At 33.4% G+C, this 17,674-nt stretch carries 18 protein-coding genes and 1 pseudogene; 10 read left to right on the top strand and 9 right to left on the bottom strand.

The genetic code is table 11. The features are described from left to right. Window positions 1–41: 41 nt before the first annotated feature. Together PPBDW_RS08810 and PPBDW_RS08805 are read left to right on the top strand one after the other, a co-directional pair. Complete coding sequence (locus tag PPBDW_RS08810; protein ID WP_036794893.1) at window positions 42–956, top strand: LAPAL motif-containing putative phage structural protein; 915 nt, start codon at window positions 42–44, stop codon at window positions 954–956. Window positions 957–1,174: 218 nt separating this feature from the next. Continuing rightward, on the top strand, window positions 1,175–1,576 hold the full coding sequence (locus tag PPBDW_RS08805) for a hypothetical protein (protein WP_036794889.1): 402 nt from the start codon (window positions 1,175–1,177) through the stop codon (window positions 1,574–1,576). Window positions 1,577–1,720: 144 nt separating this feature from the next. On the opposite strand, the gene PPBDW_RS08800 is transcribed toward PPBDW_RS08805, so the two are convergent. From PPBDW_RS08800 to PPBDW_RS08785, 4 genes are all read right to left on the bottom strand, one after another. Next, on the bottom strand, window positions 1,721–2,527 hold the full coding sequence (locus tag PPBDW_RS08800; protein WP_036794887.1) for an HNH endonuclease: 807 nt from the start codon (window positions 2,525–2,527) through the stop codon (window positions 1,721–1,723). A 22-nt stretch (window positions 2,528–2,549) separates the two neighbouring features. Next, window positions 2,550–3,452, bottom strand: coding sequence for a hypothetical protein (locus tag PPBDW_RS08795; protein ID WP_054262037.1), 903 nt, complete (start codon window positions 3,450–3,452; stop codon window positions 2,550–2,552). A 410-nt stretch (window positions 3,453–3,862) separates the two neighbouring features. Continuing rightward, entirely contained in the window at window positions 3,863–4,225 is a 363-nt protein-coding gene (locus tag PPBDW_RS08790) for a hypothetical protein (protein WP_036794885.1), read from the bottom strand. 292 nt (window positions 4,226–4,517) lie between these two features. Next, the gene (locus PPBDW_RS08785) at window positions 4,518–4,883 is read right to left on the bottom strand and encodes a hypothetical protein (RefSeq protein ID WP_036794883.1); all 366 of its coding nucleotides are present in this window, start codon (window positions 4,881–4,883) and stop codon (window positions 4,518–4,520) included. A 454-nt stretch (window positions 4,884–5,337) separates the two neighbouring features. Here PPBDW_RS08785 and PPBDW_RS08780 point away from each other — a divergent pair, with 454 nt between their 5' ends. Beyond that, window positions 5,338–6,057, top strand: coding sequence for a hypothetical protein (locus PPBDW_RS08780; RefSeq protein WP_240000639.1), 720 nt, complete (start codon window positions 5,338–5,340; stop codon window positions 6,055–6,057). 353 nt (window positions 6,058–6,410) lie between these two features. Next, window positions 6,411–7,090: pseudogene (locus PPBDW_RS08775) on the top strand (class I SAM-dependent methyltransferase). Between the two features lie 277 nt (window positions 7,091–7,367). Here PPBDW_RS08775 and PPBDW_RS08770 read toward each other — a convergent pair. Next, window positions 7,368–7,694 carry a tyrosine-type recombinase/integrase gene (locus tag PPBDW_RS08770; protein WP_341534699.1) on the bottom strand — a complete coding sequence of 109 codons (327 nt, stop codon included), beginning with the start codon at window positions 7,692–7,694 and terminating at the stop codon, window positions 7,368–7,370. A gap of 400 nt (window positions 7,695–8,094) precedes the next feature. Between PPBDW_RS08770 and PPBDW_RS08765 the strand changes: the two genes are divergently transcribed. The 3 genes from PPBDW_RS08765 (at window position 8,095) to PPBDW_RS08755 (ending at window position 10,877) form a co-directional block, all read left to right on the top strand. Beyond that, window positions 8,095–9,777, top strand: coding sequence for a hypothetical protein (locus tag PPBDW_RS08765; RefSeq protein WP_036794879.1), 1,683 nt, complete (start codon window positions 8,095–8,097; stop codon window positions 9,775–9,777). 336 nt (window positions 9,778–10,113) lie between these two features. Next, complete coding sequence (locus tag PPBDW_RS08760) at window positions 10,114–10,383, top strand: hypothetical protein (RefSeq protein ID WP_052671574.1); 270 nt, start codon at window positions 10,114–10,116, stop codon at window positions 10,381–10,383. A gap of 2 nt (window positions 10,384–10,385) precedes the next feature. Next, complete coding sequence (locus PPBDW_RS08755; protein ID WP_036794878.1) at window positions 10,386–10,877, top strand: SMI1/KNR4 family protein; 492 nt, start codon at window positions 10,386–10,388, stop codon at window positions 10,875–10,877. A 560-nt stretch (window positions 10,878–11,437) separates the two neighbouring features. Here the strand turns inward: PPBDW_RS08755 and PPBDW_RS08750 are convergent. Genes PPBDW_RS08750 through PPBDW_RS08740 form a run of 3 tightly spaced genes read right to left on the bottom strand, consistent with a single transcriptional unit; the run spans window position 11,438 to window position 12,449 of the window. Continuing rightward, window positions 11,438–11,812 carry a hypothetical protein gene (locus PPBDW_RS08750; protein WP_036794877.1) on the bottom strand — a complete coding sequence of 125 codons (375 nt, stop codon included), beginning with the start codon at window positions 11,810–11,812 and terminating at the stop codon, window positions 11,438–11,440. 59 nt (window positions 11,813–11,871) lie between these two features. Next, a complete protein-coding gene (locus PPBDW_RS08745; RefSeq protein ID WP_036794875.1) occupies window positions 11,872–12,162 on the bottom strand; it encodes a hypothetical protein in 291 nt (96 codons plus the stop codon). Next, entirely contained in the window at window positions 12,153–12,449 is a 297-nt protein-coding gene (locus PPBDW_RS08740) for a hypothetical protein (RefSeq protein WP_036794874.1), read from the bottom strand. Before PPBDW_RS08740 ends, PPBDW_RS08745 begins: the two co-directional genes overlap by 10 nt. A 952-nt stretch (window positions 12,450–13,401) precedes the next feature. Between PPBDW_RS08740 and PPBDW_RS08735 the strand changes: the two genes are divergently transcribed. After that, on the top strand, window positions 13,402–15,108 hold the full coding sequence (locus PPBDW_RS08735; protein ID WP_036794871.1) for a hypothetical protein: 1,707 nt from the start codon (window positions 13,402–13,404) through the stop codon (window positions 15,106–15,108). Window positions 15,109–15,351: 243 nt separating this feature from the next. Here PPBDW_RS08735 and PPBDW_RS08730 read toward each other — a convergent pair whose 3' ends face one another. Next, window positions 15,352–15,741, bottom strand: a complete 390-nt coding sequence (locus tag PPBDW_RS08730; RefSeq protein ID WP_036794869.1) for a nuclear transport factor 2 family protein — start codon at window positions 15,739–15,741, stop codon at window positions 15,352–15,354. 471 nt (window positions 15,742–16,212) lie between these two features. Between PPBDW_RS08730 and ykgO the strand changes: the two genes are divergently transcribed. Together ykgO and PPBDW_RS08720 are read left to right on the top strand one after the other, a co-directional pair. Next, entirely contained in the window at window positions 16,213–16,347 is a 135-nt protein-coding gene (gene ykgO / locus PPBDW_RS08725) for a type B 50S ribosomal protein L36 (RefSeq protein ID WP_080888836.1), read from the top strand. A gap of 506 nt (window positions 16,348–16,853) precedes the next feature. Next, the gene (locus PPBDW_RS08720) at window positions 16,854–17,540 is read left to right on the top strand and encodes a spondin domain-containing protein (protein WP_054262035.1); all 687 of its coding nucleotides are present in this window, start codon (window positions 16,854–16,856) and stop codon (window positions 17,538–17,540) included. The last annotated feature ends 134 nt before the right edge of the window (window positions 17,541–17,674 follow it).

Raw genomic sequence — 17,674 nt, 5'->3', positions numbered from 1 at the left:
TATTCTGCTTAATTTGTTGATGATTAAAGGAATATTTTGTGATGAGTTTTATTGATGACAACTTTACGGTTCATTATGACGGCAAGGGTGAACGAATAGCTTTGCATCAGATGGATGGTGGACAAGTATCACGAAGTATTTTAGCACTAGTTACACTTTATGATGAATCATTTAAAGAAGCGAATAAGTTATATAAAACTAACATCGTGTCTCAGGTCTATGTTGAAGGAGGTATGCAACCAGGATCAATTAAGTGGTTAATGAGGTTGATAGCTAATGATGAAGGCTCTCAGATTTTATTAAATGAAAATACACCATTAAAACAACGAGTTCTTAATTCAATTAGTAAGACGATTGAACTTATCCGAAATATGGATTTAAGCACAACAGATATTGTTATTCATGAAACAGATTCTGGGTACTCAGTTGTTATTGATAGCGACTTTGTCGAAGTTGATGAGATGCAATGTGCTATATTGACTAATGAAAAGATACGAGGTGCATTAGCAAGTCTTGCATCTCCACTGGACGGCACAGAGCTTGATACATTAACAATATCATCTAATCATGAATCTATATCAGCATTTCAAATTACGGCCAAGGATCGTGCTAAGTTTGTCCAAAAAAGAAAACATACAAAAATTGTTGCTGAAGGTGATTTTAGTGGTTTTTACTATATAGATACGTTGTCATATTCACCAAAATCGAAGTGGTTATTGATCAATAAAGATAAACCAAAAGAGTCAATTAATGGATTAATAATAGATACCGCATTCTTAGTTCGAGTATCTGAGAATAAAGAAAAGTTCTCTAAAGATGATTTGCTTGAAGTTGAAGGGAAATGGTATGAAGAAAAAAGTAAATTAACAGCTAAACCTAAGAGAACTTACCATATTACGACTGTAAAACAGCATATATCAGCAGGTGATAATCAATGGGATCTTATATTGCAATAGTATTCCTAATGATTGGTGGAGTACTGTTATTCTACTTATGGCCACTTATCAAACACCGATTAGAGACTAGAAAAGTTCGATTAACTTATGTTAATAAGGCTGGGAATAAAAAATCAAAAGTACTTTATTTAAGTAAAGATGATCCATTGTGGGACGTTGTTAAGAACCATAATGAATGGACTGTTGTTAAAAGCCATAAGAATACGAAGGAGGTTTAAGTGGAAGCACCGAAACCTTCAGTTCAAAGTTCTGATATGGCAATAGCGAGTTCTTGTTGCGCTATTCTTGGATTGCTTGCCATACAATGTGTGAAATTATTGCCGGAAGGGCATTTATTACAGAAACTATTTAGTGATCAGTCGTTGTTAGTACCATTGAGTGCAATTACTACATCAGTTCTTACTTTTGCTTTAAGTCGTTTAAAATATTATGTGGAAAGAAGGCAGTACCGATTAGAGTATTTAGATATATTAAATACTTTCGATGAGCTTATTGAGGCTGCTAATTTAGAAGACACTAAAGTTGATTTAATGGCAAAGAAGGAATTTTTTCTAATGCAAAGGGCTGATGAATTACTAAAAAAAATGGCAGCATCAAGTATAAAAACAATAAAAGAGTAGGTTCTTTTGAGTACGAGTAAGGCTCAAACGAGTGCAACTCTCGGGAAATAAAAATTTTCGGGCCTTCTTAGCCACCACCACCGAGGTTGGCGATTTAGACCATTTTCGGTGGTGAAGGGCAGAGCGTGATGCGTAACGTTTATTTTATTTATTATAAATTGTATATATTTCTTTTAGCTCTTCTATTGAAAGTGCTGGTTGTTTACGATGGAGCATTGCATGACAGTTAGGACAAACTGGCCTTAAATCTTTCACTGGATCTATATCATATTCTTTATTTATTTCAGAAAGGGGTTTTAAATGATGAACATGAATGTAATTTTTTCCTAGTTGTCCATAAGTTTTCTCAAAATGAAAATTACATACACCACAATTATATTTCCAGTGTTCAATGCACAACCTTCTTGCTTTTGTATTTCTTTCATAAGCGTTAACCGTTATAACTTTTTTTCCCCCTTCTTTTAATTTTGATGATTCTGCTTCATCTGGACCACTAAAGTCCTGCTCATTTCTTTCAATACGTGAATTCCAAAAATCAAATAGACCGTCAGCAATGTCAGCTGGAATTGTTTTACCGGAACCTTGCGAGTCCCAAATGTTACTAATAAATTCGGGGGCATTTAATTCATCTCGTGAAATTGGAGTTTTGAATTGATTGTTTGATAAATGATCAAATTTCACGTCTACGTATAAAGATTCTTTACCTTCTTTACGTTTTTCTTCTTGATAATGTGGTGCGTAATATGGAGCAGCGGTAACTACCCCTGAACCAATAAGACCTTTATTTCCTTTTCCTTGTTTTAATAAAAAAATATTATCACCAACAAGGATTTTTTTTGTTGTACCACAGCTCCATTTCAATATTTTACCTTGTGTATATTTTTGATAATAGATCTCAAATTGTTCTTTAGGCCATACACGAGGATTCCATGTTAAAAGATATGTGCTCATATTAATCCTTGAGGTAATAAGATTAGTTATCAAATAGTACTGCTTCTTTTTTGGAACTAGACTTCAAATGATCATTGATTTTAGATATGTTCATTTTTCTGAATGAGATGTATTTGGTAAAACTAGTAGAAATTATAGCTTTGCCAGCAGAAGAATAGCCAAGATGACCAACAATAATAAAATCAGAACCATCAAGCTCAGAAACATCTTTAAGTCTAAAGTTCTTTATTAATTCTTGAGATAGCTCAGGGTTTAGACGAATGCTAGGCTCTGTTCGATAATCACCATAATTTAGCCAAAGAACACCTTTTTTATCTATATTTAGGTTATTAATTGGTCCCCAGAAAATATATTCTTGTCTCATATGGTCTTTTGATACATGTTTAATGTTTACAATATTGTCTTTTAATTTTCCGTCTATAATTGTACGGCCACCATTCGAAACGATTTTAATTTCTAGACCATTTTCACCATAATTTGGGTTGCGGATAAGATTAGTTAGAATTCCTCTTAGTGATTTATTTAAAGGATATCCGCTAGAGTTGCCAAGTGGATTTTTTATTGCTGGTGATGGGCGAGTTGATTCTTCATCACCATGTTTGTCATTATCCTGTGAGACATAAATATTAGATGTCGCTGATTTATCTAAATTTACATATAAGCTAGAGCCAGGGCTATTTGGGTCATCAATGTTTTCATCTGTTGCTTCTGATTTTAAATCTACAGTAGAAGCATTACATCCATCTAAATGCCTTGCACCAAAACAAGCCATACGACTCATTTTTTCTGTTTCAAATCCTTTTATAAACCAAGCTTTTTGGGAGCATTCGATACAGTCTATTAGTCCTCGATATTTATCTGGGTTTTGTGCGTAGTCTTCAGTACTACATTCTGAGCCATTATCTCTAAATTTAGCTTTAATCATAATATACTCAATAACTTATATGTAATATATAGTTAGGATATTCTTAGTATTTATTTACTCAATATGTTTTGGTGTGATGTGTGATAAGAACAGCATTGTTAGTGCTAAATGTTTTAAAAAGCAGTACTTAGATCTGCAGAGGAGGCGATAGAACATGCTAAGATTTAATGATGGAATAAATAACTTTGTCCCTGAAGTGTCCTCAGTAACAAAGAAAGTAATTTAGCTATTTTATATCAAATGGTTACAAGTGACGTATTAGAGTCAATCCAATAAAGCGAAATTATTCTAGAAAATAATAAAACCGCTTTATTTTACATACATTCTATACATTCTATAAATTCTATATTTTATGTATAAAAAAGGCCGTCAATGACGACCTTGTAATCTCATGAAAATATAGTGATTAACTATTTCCAGCTTTCACAGCCAGGCTTTGATTTATCTATTAATAGATTACCTTCGATTTTATATTTCACATAACCGACTAAAAACGAAAAGAATTCACTATCAGCAGCTACATCAGTTAATCCGACGGCACATCGGTCTTGTTCAATTGCGTTATCAGAAGCTTCTTTTATAGAAGGAACGCCAAGAGGAACAATAAAAATAGCCTTTGTATCTTCACCAACTACTCTCGGACCTTCTACAAAATGACCGTTATTCAAATTAACATTTTTTGTAGATGCTAACGTAAAGTCAGCAATTCTTTGAGCACAGCCCGTCAATAATAAAGTAGATGCAATAAAGCTAATCGTAACTATTTTCTTCATAAAAAGTATCAATTAAAGTCAATTGGGAGCGGATACTAGCATCTAAGTATATTGATTGCAAAAAAACACTGCATATCAGTAAGTAAAGATATGTATTGAATATATAACCTAGTCCTTTAAGTTGTGCTAAGAAGCTACTTTAAAGCTATATAAACGAGTTAGGTGAAACTTTTCCATTAAAGGCTGTATTTAACATATTGAACCTTATGTGATCCGATACCACATAACGTCCAGATACAACAAAGGCCACCAATGGCGACCTTTATGGAATTCGTATAACAAATATTATGACTTACTGTACGTAATTCAAATCACCATCAACAAATCCTACAGTAAGTGCCTTCGCTAATTTTAATTTATTTACATTTTTAGAATTTGAAGAAAGATAGGATTCTGTAAAAAATATAATATTTAACTCAGCTTTTTGCCATGAATCTTCAAATAACTCATCAGAAATCTGTGAAATCCTTTTAACTGGAATCCAATCCTCATTACACGCCCAATCATCATCATCTGGTGTATATTCACTCGAACCAATTATTTCGATGTTAAATGGTGACTCATAAATATTTATATTGAAGGCAATAATATCATCTGGGATTTCCACATCTAATTGAAGATCAATCCATTCAATAAAATCTGTTTTATTTTTAATCATGCTGATTTCCATACTTATAAATACAACCACCGATTACGAGTCGTTACCTCACTTATTATACCTGTCAAATAGCCCCAAGAAACGATTTTAAGACCACAAAGGCCATTCACTCGACAACCTAGTATGACTTTTCTCTAAAAACAGCTCTATTTAACAATATGCATCTTTCACGCACTAACAGATACTCGATAACGTTCAGATATAACAAAGGCCGTCTTTCGGAGGAGATCATCTAACTGTCACATTAAACGCGAAGATAAATTCATGGAAAAGTATACTTTTACTTTATATGCAATTGTTTGTGCATTGTATCGTTGGTCACAGTTCGCATTATCTAAATAACGTAATGTCAACATGTCGTTGAAGTCATATTGACATCACGAAATATTTTATAGGCTGGTGAAAAATGAAACTAAATTCTTATGTTATCGCGGCGATTCTTTGCGGGTCATCATTGGGAGTTACACAATCAGTTATTGCGAGTGACCTTACGTATTCGCCCGAATCGACACAGCATCTTACTATGCCAGTTCTTACCGCAAATATGAATGTTATCCCTTATTCTTATTTATTATCTGGTTTTACATTATATATCGATATCGATGGTGCTACCTTTAATACAACGAATGCAAACGATTTTCGTAATGCAACAACGTTATCTACTCCAAATCGTGTCACTCCTTATGGGGCTACAGAGTCAAGTATTCGCTATCGAATAACAGCCCTAGATGATCTTCGAGCCGTTAATTCTATTACACTAACTATTGATCAAAGCGTTTTATCTGTACCTAATTCTGTATCTATAACGATTCCTGTATTTCATGATATAGCACCGCCAGATACTCCCCATGAAGAAGCTAATACTGTAGCCTCACTGACTGTAGATTCTGTTGATGCAGCTGATTTCTTAATCCCCAAAGGGACTGTTTATACAATAATCTTGAATGATGGTGAGTTTGTTCCAGGATGTTCAGATGTTATAAAGCATAGCATTATGAATACCAGTAATATTCGGGATATGGTAACAATTTGGCATAAGTCAAGTAATGAAGTTCAATTTGTTCTTAGTGGAAGTAATCACCTTCCGAACAGTGCTAATTGGAATTTTGAATTAACTCCCGATACAACGACATTAAATAATACGTTGTATATAAGTACTCCTATTAATCACTAATTTTATATTAAAAAGAAGAGCTGTAAATAATTATGGCTCTTCAATTCATAGCAATCCCTTCAAGTGATTTTGGGATTAGCTTTATTTACTGTGTATTTGATCAGTTATAATGAGGTATGATGATTTGAATCTTCTATTTGTATTAAATAAGACTGATTAAATACATTTCTTACTTTCTACATTTTTAACAAACACTTTGAAACAAAATAATGTAATCAAGTTTATAATATTTATTAATTAAATTGATTATGATTGTGGGAATTTAGTGGCATTATTTTTCGTGAAAGTAAGAATGCTTATTAATAAGCTGTTATGTGCTTAAGTTTTATTCTGTGAGTTATTTGGTCGGTTATATGCCAGGTATGCATACAAAACAATTGGTTAAATATGCTGAAGTCGTGAAAGATAATATATACAATGCTTTATTTGAACGTCCATCAACGATGGCTTTGTTGGATAATATTGAAGGTAAAGACGTTATTGATATGGGGTGTGGCTCGGGGGCTTACGCTGAGTGGTTTATACAGCAATCAGTAAATCAATTAACCTGTACCGATCTATCCAATGAAATGGTTTCTTTGGTCAAAGACAAATATGACTCAAAAGTTCGAGCATATGTGCAGGATATATTTGTTGGATTACCTCTGGAGAAAAATGACAGTGCGGACATTATTGTTTGTCCATTAGTGCTGCATTATGTTGAAGATTTAACGGTAGTGTTTAAGTCTGTATATCGAGTGCTGAAAACTGGTGGTTATATGGTTTTCTCTACTCATTATCCATTGCCGATTTTGAGTGTTCTCAGTCGGATAACTATTTTAGTAGAGAGCGCGTTGAAGAGTGGGATACAGTTGGTGTTCCAGTTAAAGTAAACTTCTATCGTCGATCGTTGGCTGAAATTACTTCGTCAGGTCTAATGATCTCAAGGATCAGCGTTGATGAAAGAGCAAAAGATTTATCTGAAGCAACGTCTAGCAATCTTAAAAATAAACCAAATTTTATATTTATTAGGTGTGAAAAAGTACGCACATAACAGATAAGGATATGTGTCGCGCAGCTGACGCCTATCTGAATCGTTGGACAAGCCCAAATCACGTTATATAAGTAAATATTGGAAATATCATGAAGGGTGATACCTAAAAGTTGAGTATCACCAATACTTTTTAAATCGAGTGGTGGCACCATATCTACTTTACGATTATAGGTATTAACTTGAGCGAATTCTTTATGGCCATAGAAGCGTTGTTTGTCTGCCCATTGTTCCTTCGTAATCTGAAATACCTTTAGCTTTTAAATCATGGAATGTGAAATCAGTATTGATGCCATATTCTAAAGCGGCTTTTTTTTACTGCCTGCCAATAATCTTGTAGTGAACGATCGTGAACCTTTTGGCCATTAGGGCGATGAAGTACAAAGTTAGTTTGCTTTTCAGCTAACGTTTCAGATAGGGCGATGGCTTCACGTAAGCGTGGTGACCACATCTTAATTTGTTTCTTACCTGTTTTAGACTGAGTAATGAAAATACCATCATCGAATAAATGTGAGTACTCAAGCTTTAATATGTCACCTTTACGAGCGGCACATAAATAGGCCAACTCCATTGCAACTTTTGTGATGGTATTAGCGCATTGGTAAATTAGGCCGCGCAGCTGTCGACCGCATTATTTTCAATATAAGAGAAATAGAACAATTTGTTAGATCTGATTACATAGTGGTTTGATAACTTATTGGTTAGGTTCTTCTGTACGCTCAGAAACACCAAACGAGCCCAGCTATCGGGAAAAGAAAACTTCTCGGCTCTATTATCCACCATCACCGAGGTTCGCGATTCTGCCCATTTTCGGTGGTGAAGGGAAGAGCGTGATGCGTAACGTTATATAAAAACACCACTAATGGATGTATTGGATATCAAGCTTTATTTATGTTTATAGTGAATAACTTGCATATTAATGATTGATTTTTATGCGCAAGTTGTTGCATTCCTTTTAGGAATACATACAATATACTACTTCATTCATAATACAAATAAAGCTTAGTATGCCATTTAATAAATCTATCCTTGCAACCGTACTTATTTCTATTTTTTCACTTTCAGGTTGTAACGGTGGCAGCAATGACTCAACGACAGTACCTGTATCTTCAACAAAAACAGTCACCGTTATTGACGGAGCATTAGAAAATGCACAGATTTGTATCGATCTAAATGACAATGATCAATGTGACAAGTCAGATAAAATTCTACCGCAACTAACTAATAAAGAAGGTAAAGTTGAAGTATCGCTTGATGATGCAAAGCATTCTTTAATTGCACTGATTATTGCAGGGCAAACAAAAGATAGCGATGAAATTACACCAGTTACTCACAGCTACTCAATGATCACCGATGCAAATCAATCTGTAATTACACCGTTTACTACACTCGCAAAAGTTGATCCTATAGCATTATCTGAGATTGAAGAAGGCTATGGTTTAACAAAGCAAGAGCTTCTTGGTGATTTATCAAAATATCCTAAAGCACGTATTCTTGCTCGCTCTATTACACCAGTGATGACAAATAACATTGTGAATGTTACTCAGCACAAAGATACAATAACTAAAATAGTTAGCTTTATTCAAGAAGCAGAAAACAATGACAAAATAAATCAATTAATGGATAGCCGTATTGTTATTAATAATGGTAAAGCAGAAGCCCAACCATTAGTTAATATCGCCAATCTATTAGCTGGTAAAACTTGGTTTATAGCAAGCGTAAACAGTGATGAAAATAAAGATAGTGGTGTAGCATCAATAAATTTTAAAGATGCTAATCATTTGGAATTTACAGATAGTGACGGTGTCACAGAGACTGTAACTTATACAATAGATAAAGATAAGAATTTCATTTCAACGGATAATGAGAATAACGTTGATGCACAAAAATTCCTTTATGTATCTTCGGATTTAATTATCAGTGTGATGAACGATCCTGATGGGACTCATGATTTGATTGTTTGGTCGACAAAAAATTTAAAATCAAATCAACCATTACCTGTTACTGCAAGTCAATTTGTTGGTAAAACATGGTACATGTTAACGGATGACTCTGATAACAGCACTCCAGAGCCTAATGTATTTGGTTGTACTTTCAATTCAGATAGTTCACTAACAGTAACAGAGCCAAATGAATCGAGTGAAAGCTTCAATGCTGGCTCGTGGGCGATCAAAAATAATGTATTAACAATTAATATTATTGATGGTAATACAACTTACGTAGACACTAGTACTGTATTAGCACAAACCTCAGATTATATCGTGATTAAAAATATTGAGACTTCAGATGATTCTAATGATTCAAGAGTAGGTTTTAATGTTTTATTCAATGATAAAGTACGTCCGATGAGTATCCTAAAACAGTGGAAGACTATATCCACTGGTGAAGTAACAACACATGTAAATGTTGGTAAGCATAAGGAGATTACAAAGGTAAGTATTGATAAATCAGAGGCTGAAGCAAAAGATCCTGATGCTATATCAACAACGATTGAGATTCACAATGGTCAAGTTGTATATTCTAATTCAATATTTAGTGATGGAATTTACTATGTAATGGGCTATAAGCCTGATCAAATCGGTGATGATTATTATGCATATGGACCACTAAAAGTAACTGTAACTGATGGCCGTATTCAAAATTTAGACTTCACTCATGCACCTATTTTTCATGCTGTAGATAAAGACTAGATAAATTAAGGTGACCTATGGTCTATACCTTAATCTAAATCCCTGGACTATGTTCGGGGATTTTTTTGTTGTAAGGAAGTTCAACGGAATAATAATGTTTAATTTAAGTATATTGGTGGCAAAAAACGCTACACGTCAGTAAATAAAGATATGTATTGAATATATAATCTAGCTATTAAAGTTGCGCTAAGAAGCTACTTTAAAGCTATATAAATGAGTTAGGTGAAACTTTTCCATTAAAGGCTGTATTTTACATATTGAATCTAATGTGAACCGATACGCTATCACGTCCAGAAACAACTAACTCCCCCTTTGTAAATCACCACGGTGTTAACGATGTTTGGGCAAAAAAATATTTCTGGATACAAAAGTAGAGCGGCTGAAAATCCGACTATGGCTCTTAGTGTTAATGGACACAAAGCAGCACATAGAGCAGGAAATGATTATTTAAAAGAAACTATGGGATCTGTACGGAGTCAAGCTAAGAACCTTTCGCCTAGACAAATGCAAAAAATGGCGGAGAGGCGGTTCGATGCTGCGAATGTTCCGATGGCGGCTAGACAGAATTTCTACAATAGTTTTAATAGATATACTTACGGAAAATAAATATGAATTCGTTACTAGAGAAAATTAGAAATTCAAAGAGTTGTATTGTTTTCCCCCTATCAGGTTTACCTGAAATTAGTGGTGAACACTCTTTACCTGAAGATTTAAAAGAATTTTATAGGGAGTGCGGAGGTATTAAGTTCTTTGTCGGTACCGATTATGCGATGGAAATCGTTAGCCCTGATAACCTAGTATCATCTAACCCAGTAATACTACCTGAAGGCTGGGAAGAATACATACCTGAAAATGACATATCAAATGACTGGTACATCATAGCCGAAGCCGGATCTGAGCAAAGAATATCGATTGGCCTCGGTGAGAATCGTATCGGTAAATGCTACGACAGTTTTTGGGATATACACGCCTCGCCAGGTGAATGTCCCGTTCTAGCTCTTTCCTTTAGTGAGTTATTGGAAAATATTTTTAATTGTAAAGGTGGATACTGGTTTTGGTTAGCTGACGATTTTTCTAATCTTGATGACGCTTATGATTAATACAAATGTAAGTGTAGTAAGTAGAAAGTGATATCGTTGGCTCAATGTAATACACCCTAATTTTCTATACGTGAAGGTTCTTCGTATCATTTCAAGGATATTCCTATATAAACATATTTTTTAATATTCATTTACTAATCCACCTTTAAAATCGTCCCTAGGAACGATTTTAAAGGCTTAAAACCTATCATTCGACACCTAGTATGACTTTTCTCTAAAAACAGCCCTATTTAACATATGCTATCTAATAAATGCGAGTACTCAAGTTTTAATATGTCACCTTTACGAGCCGCACATAAATAGGCCAGTTCCATTACAATTTTGGTGATGGTATTAGCGCATTGGTAAACAGCAAGATATTCTTCATCTGTAATATAGCGATCACGTTGATTGGCTGAAAATTGTCATTGCCGAACACTTATTGAGTAGGTTCTTAAAACAGGTATACCTAAGGGGATAGTAGTGTGATTCATCGAGAGGTTCGTATCATTGGTGCAGACATTTTTGTAAGTAAAAAAGCAACGCTCATGAGATCTAAATCTATAGATGTTAATCTAATTTCATCTTATGTATGATTGTTGATGTTTCAATAGGAATGATTTTTTTTCTTCATCTAGAGTGTCTAGTACATCATTAATAGATAATTCAGTGTCACCACCTAGTAAAATTTTCTTTGATTCAAATGCTTCCAACATGTGATTCATTGCTAATAGTGCGCCGTCGCTTTGATTAAGTTGTGCAAGACGTATTATTCCTTTATTTTTAACTGTGAAGTCCGTTGTGGTGAATTCTTTTTCTATATCATTGCCATTAATACTTAACGCCTGTCTATGTGGTAATAATTCTCCCTCTGCTTTATTTTCCATTACATCAGCTATTACATTACCCATATTTCTAATTATTTTTTGTGTATGTTGATTAGGTTTAATGCCCATTTAATTTGCCATTTTTATATTAGTTTCTTTATAACCGGCCACGAGTGTAGTGGGAATATTTATTCTGTGTCGAAATGACGAGAAATACCGTATGTATCTATTAAATTAAAGATAAAATCTACTTTTTTTGAATTTAACGCAACACAATTTAACTTACATGTATCTATTATCATTTGTATTTTATAGAGCTCAATTGCGGTTAAATTATCTTTCGGTCTTAATATACGTTTATCACCATTACTGTGAACAATGGTTAATTCAGATGGTACTTGAATTGAATCAGTATCAGCAGGTGTATACTGACTATGAGCATGTATATGTTTAGGAGTGACTTTTTTATTTATTTGCATGTTGTTAATTCCTCAATATTAAAAATGGTACCTATATCATAAGATATAAAATTGGATATTTCTTTTTTTTCTGTCGTTACTAACATTTCTAAGCTTATGTTTAAATCCTTAGTTTCTCCCTTATAAGTTATTGAGTATTTGAGCGTACTATCTTTACCTAAGTAGTGATCCATTGCATCGGGTCTATTGCATTCGATATATTCTGGATCTATAGCTCGTTTAATCATAAAAGCTACACTGCTAGCCATTTTGTTTATATCATTATTGTCGAGTATTGTTTTTCCCACTTAAAACACCTTAAAATTTATATCTTGAACGGTTACTTTCTTTAATCATTTTCTCCTGGAAATTTGCTGAATAATGAATGCCAACGTTAAGCAAAATTGCTGCTAACAGTGGAATCCAAGAAATAAGGCCATACGCATAATAAGACGCGATTAATAAAATCCACGTGTATACAAATAAAATATAATCTTTAGTCTTGAAGACTACGCCGATAAGATTTAAAGCTAAAATCACATATGACGCTCCAACTGAATAAACTAATACGTGCATATGTTACCCCTAAAATTTAACGAATTATTTAGTTGTTTTTAGCAATGCTCATATTTCCCCTTTAAGTTATCTGCTATAAATTGAACAATTTATCTTAACTCGTAATACCCTAAAAAAGGCTAGAATCTTGTGCCACTATCTATTTAAGTGCTACATGGAGTTGCGAATTATGTACTTTTCACTACTTATAACATCCATAATAAACCTTAATATTTTTCTATTTCACAACATTTTTTAAAAAATTGATTTTCATTTTTAATTACTTTAATTTTAAGAAAAATTGAACTTCCATGTTTAATATCCAAATTTAAGGTTTATTTTCTTTTACTTAAAGCCCTTTAAGTTCAATTTAACTTTCACCAAATAATATTTTTGAGCATAATCATTTAATTTGATGTTTAAAAAATAAACGATCTATAACATAAATACTACAAAGTAATTCTGCATCTGGATTTTCTGAAGGTTCTGTGATCACAAGCATTTGCTATTAGTATGTTAAAAAACGCTAAGGTCTCTTAGCCACTGTTTGATAATTTAGTCCATTTTTGGTGGTGAAGGGTAGAGTGTGATGCGTAACTATGAAGAATTAATGTATTAAAAATCAATTATCGTATGCAGAAGGTTGTATTCCTTTTTAGAATACATACACTGTCTAACTTTATTCATAATACAAATAAATTTAGCATGCCATTTAATAAAACTATCCTTGCAACCGTACTTCTTTCTATTTTCTCTCTTTCAGGTTGTAACAGTGGCGGTAATGATTCAACAACAGACTCTGTAGTTTCAACAAAAACAATTACCGTTATTGACGGTACGTTAGAAAATGCACAGATCTGTGTTGATTTAAATGATAATAATCAATGTGATAAGTCAGATGAAATTTTACCTCAACTAACTGATAAAGCGGGTAAAGTTGAAGTGTCGGTTGATGATGCAAAGCACTCTCTAATTGCACAAATTATTGCAGGGCAAACAAAAGATAGCGATGAAATTACACCAGTGACTCATAGCTACTCAATGATCACCGATGCAAACCAATCTGTAATTACACCGTTTACTACACTTGCAAAGGTTGATCCTCAAGCGTTATCTGAAATTGAAGAAATTCTTGGGTTAACAAAACAAGAGCTTCTTGGTGATTTATCAACATTGCCTGCAGCATGTATTCTTGCTCGTTCTATTACACCTGTGATGACAAATGATATTGTCAATGTTGCTCACTACAAAGACACAATGACAAAAATAGTTAGCTTTATTCTAGATGCACAAAACGATGATCCAACATTAAGCCAATTAACGAATAAGCGTATTATTGTTAGCAACGGTAAAGCAGAAGCCCAACCATTGATTAAGAACATCACCGATCTACTTGTTGGTAAAACTTGGTTTATAGCTAGCGCAAATAGCGACGAAAATAAAGATAGTGATGTTGGATTATTGAAATTTCAAGATGCTAATCATCTTGAGTTTACAGACAGTGACGGTACAGAATCTGTAATTTATACAATAGATAAAGATAATAATTTTGTTTCGACTGATAGTAACAATAACATCGATACACAAAAATTAGTTTATGTCTCTTCTGATTTAATTATTAGCGCAATGAAAGCTCCTGATGGAACTTGTGATTTGTTTTTTTGGTCGACAAAAAATTTAAAACCCAAGCAATCATTACCCGTTACGGCAAGTCAATTTGTCGGTAAAACATGGTATATGTTGGATAACTCTAATAACGACACAAAAGAACTTACTGTATTTGGTCTAACTTTTAATCCAAATAACTCATTAACAATAATAGAGCAAAGTGAATCGAGCGAAGGCTTTAATACTGGTTCGTGGTCGATTAAAAATAATGTGTTAACAACTAAGATTACTGATGACAATAAAACTTACGTGAACACTAATATTGTATTAGCACAAACTTCAGATTTTATTGTGATTAAAGGTATAGAGACTTCTGATAATTCTAATGATCCAAGAATAAGTTTTAATGTGTTATTCAGTGACAACGTTCGCCCAATGAGTATTCTAAAACAGTTGGGATCTATACAAGGCGATACATCTTCTTCTGGTGAGGTAACAACGCATGTAAACGTTGCTAACCATAAGGAGATTGCAGAGCTGAGTATAGATAAATCACCATTTAACGTTGAAAATCCTGATGCTCATTCTCTAACGATGGCAATTAAAAATGGTCAAGTGACTTACTATAATTCAATGTTTAATGATGATGGTACTTACTATGTCATGGGCTATAATCCTAACCAAGCAGGTAATGATTTCTATGCATATGGTCCACTCAAAGTAACAGTAATTGGCGGTCGTATTAAAGACAAAAATTTAGACTTTACTCATGCACCTATTTTTCATGCTGTAGCTAAAGACTAAACAAATTAAGTCAATGGTTAGTTCTTATATAAATCCTTGAGCTATGTTCAGGGATTTTTATTAAAAGAGGTTCTAAAAGAAAGACTAATCATAATTAGAATATCTAAACTGTCTGTAGTTATGAAGTTAGTTTATGCACAAAATCGAAAATAAGTGGATAAAAATTCTAAGAAAATATAAGTATGCTAAATATAAAAATACCGTCTCAATCGACGGTATATAATATCAACTATATTTTCGTAATCACGACGAATGATAAGGAGCTGAGTGTTCTGATTTTGATTCAAATTCTTTAATAGAACTAATTTTACCATCAGCTGAAAATTTAATGATAGAAACTCCATTAAAATCATTAACGTTTAAATTTTGTTGCTCTTTAAAGTACCACTCAACCACCACAGTATTAGTATTCTTTTCATGTATGAATTGCTTTATTTCCCAAGCTAATACTTGTTGTTTTTCTAACATATCATCGATCCAGCGATAAATTTCGGACAATCCAAAATACTCAGGTCCATAGCATTCACTGTAATAGATATCTGCAGAGAAGATCTTATCTAGTGATGAGAAATTTCGGTCAACCCACATATGAAAATAAGTCTTAATAATCAACTCTCGTTCAGAACTCGTCACTTTAATCACTCCTATATTTATAGATAACGGGTTCAATCTAACATATTGGATGTTTTATGCATTAAGTGATCAGTCTCAGGAGAATTAATCATTTTTAGATTGATGGTGGAAATATATTCACTTCGCTCATTGGCATTAGGGCTGTTAAGAACACCATTAGTTTGTTTCTAGTGTGATTGTTTTACATAGGCGAGGTGATTGAGTAATGATTTACCTATTTTTATTTTTATATGTTTACATTGCTATTTTTGTTATGTTATAACATAACAAAGAAGGGGGTGTGGGAGAATAATTTACAAAAGTAGCTATACATCCTGAATACCTACAGTGGCATTTCATGATACGGGTGCTGATAAATAGATTATGGCTCGTTCCACAATACAGACATTACGCACTATTGAAGGGGATGGATGGGCGTGTTGCACGTTTTAATAAACAATTTGTTCTTTGTGATTTTAAGGTTGAAAGTTTATGCAGGTTCTTAGTTCGTTAAAAAGCGCAAAAAAGAGAAGTAAAGATTGTCAGGTAGTTAAACGTCGTGGCCGTATTTATGTTATTTGTAAATCTAACCCAAGGTTCAAAGCTGTTCAGGGTAAGAAAAAATAATCATTTAATATAAGAGCGGTAGTTATCCGCTAGTCAGCACTTTCTTATAGGTAGTGTACTGTTAGACATTAAAGATAATTTAGAGTAGGAATTTAAAGTTTTATACAAAAAGCCCTTATTTCAAGATGAGGGTTTTTTACTATTTATTACTTTCTTTCTAAGTTTATTTGAATGAATTTGTTATGGTTGGAAACTCGTTGTTTGTCTGCCATTGTTCCTTTTATAAACCTCACCAACCCAACCCAACTTAATTAAATCGGCTAACATCCAGTTGAAAGCTCTACTGTCGATAGCACTTTGTGAAAAGGTAACAGTAGGGAAAATTACTGAGCATTGTGAATTTCTTGCCCGTGGGTGAGTACAGTATTGAGGTGGATATGGATACGGGTCTTTAGTGACAACAGTATTTATGATTCATGGAAAATATAAAAGGAGGGTTTTCTTACCGAAGTTGATGTTACTTAAATGTAACACTAGGCTTAATTAGGCTTAACGGAGGTTTGAACATGAAAAAAACGATACTGGCTATTATTCTATCTAGTACTCTATTTGGGTGTAATGATAATAAAGCTGATGTAAGTAATTCAGAAACAGCCACATACGAATTAACACTTAATAGTAATTGGAGTGCCAATAATTTTAGTACCAACTTTCCATCAAATAGACATTTCTCTGGTGTAATTGGATTAACACATAATGCTCATGGTGGAATATTTGAGTTAGGTGAACTGGCATCAGCTGGAATTGTTGAAGTTGCTGAAACTGGAACTAAAACGGTTTTAACAGCTGAAATTAATAATTTGCAAAATCTAGGTAAGTCATTATCAACGATTGATGGGAGTGGCATTACAGTTGAGCAACAGTCGATTACTGTTACTTTTGATATTAGCCAAGATTATCCTTATATTTCATTTGTAACAATGCTTGCTCCAAGTCCTGATTGGTTTACTGGCTTAAATAGCTATCAATTGTTTGTTGATGGTAAGTGGGTTGAGTCAGTAGATGTGTCTCTAAACACTTATGATGCTGGTAGTGATGGTGGATTAATTTTTACTTCAGCTGATGATCCAATAACGCCTCCTGATGTAATTACACTTCTAACATCAGACCGAGCTAATACTGATTTTGAAAAAGGTATACATTATCTAAATTCATTGCCAGTGACGACAATTACTATAAAGCGACTAAATTGAATGAGTTAGGATCTCCTAGGGTTGATATATGTTTATCACACACTACGAGATTACACATCGGCCTCAAAAGAGGCCGTAACCCTGTTTTATACACTTTTATTGTCTAAGGCTGTTTAACTTTATGATTTATTAAT

It is taken from the genome of Photobacterium kishitanii (genome assembly GCF_000613045.3).
Lineage (GTDB): Bacteria > Pseudomonadota > Gammaproteobacteria > Enterobacterales > Vibrionaceae > Photobacterium > Photobacterium kishitanii.
The sequence above is the reverse complement of the archived record's forward strand: the minus strand, read 5'-3'. Positions and strand labels throughout refer to the sequence as shown.

Excerpts from the sequence above, each read along its gene's own strand:
- PPBDW_RS08765 (WP_036794879.1), top strand. The coding sequence starts at position 8,095 with ATGCCATTTAATAAATCTATCCTTGCAACCGTACTTATTTCTATTTTT.
- PPBDW_RS08790 (WP_036794885.1), bottom strand. The coding sequence starts at position 4,225 with ATGAAGAAAATAGTTACGATTAGCTTTATTGCATCTACTTTATTATTG.
- PPBDW_RS08735 (WP_036794871.1), top strand. The coding sequence starts at position 13,402 with ATGCCATTTAATAAAACTATCCTTGCAACCGTACTTCTTTCTATTTTC.
- PPBDW_RS08760 (WP_052671574.1), top strand. The coding sequence starts at position 10,114 with ATGTTTGGGCAAAAAAATATTTCTGGATACAAAAGTAGAGCGGCTGAA.
- PPBDW_RS08745 (WP_036794875.1), bottom strand. The coding sequence starts at position 12,162 with ATGCAAATAAATAAAAAAGTCACTCCTAAACATATACATGCTCATAGT.
- PPBDW_RS08750 (WP_036794877.1), bottom strand. The coding sequence starts at position 11,812 with ATGGGCATTAAACCTAATCAACATACACAAAAAATAATTAGAAATATG.
- PPBDW_RS08755 (WP_036794878.1), top strand. The coding sequence starts at position 10,386 with ATGAATTCGTTACTAGAGAAAATTAGAAATTCAAAGAGTTGTATTGTT.
- ykgO (WP_080888836.1), top strand. The coding sequence starts at position 16,213 with ATGCAGGTTCTTAGTTCGTTAAAAAGCGCAAAAAAGAGAAGTAAAGAT.
- PPBDW_RS08785 (WP_036794883.1), bottom strand. The coding sequence starts at position 4,883 with ATGATTAAAAATAAAACAGATTTTATTGAATGGATTGATCTTCAATTA.
- PPBDW_RS08810 (WP_036794893.1), top strand. The coding sequence starts at position 42 with ATGAGTTTTATTGATGACAACTTTACGGTTCATTATGACGGCAAGGGT.
- PPBDW_RS08800 (WP_036794887.1), bottom strand. The coding sequence starts at position 2,527 with ATGAGCACATATCTTTTAACATGGAATCCTCGTGTATGGCCTAAAGAA.
- PPBDW_RS08720 (WP_054262035.1), top strand. The coding sequence starts at position 16,854 with ATGAAAAAAACGATACTGGCTATTATTCTATCTAGTACTCTATTTGGG.
- PPBDW_RS08795 (WP_054262037.1), bottom strand. The coding sequence starts at position 3,452 with ATGATTAAAGCTAAATTTAGAGATAATGGCTCAGAATGTAGTACTGAA.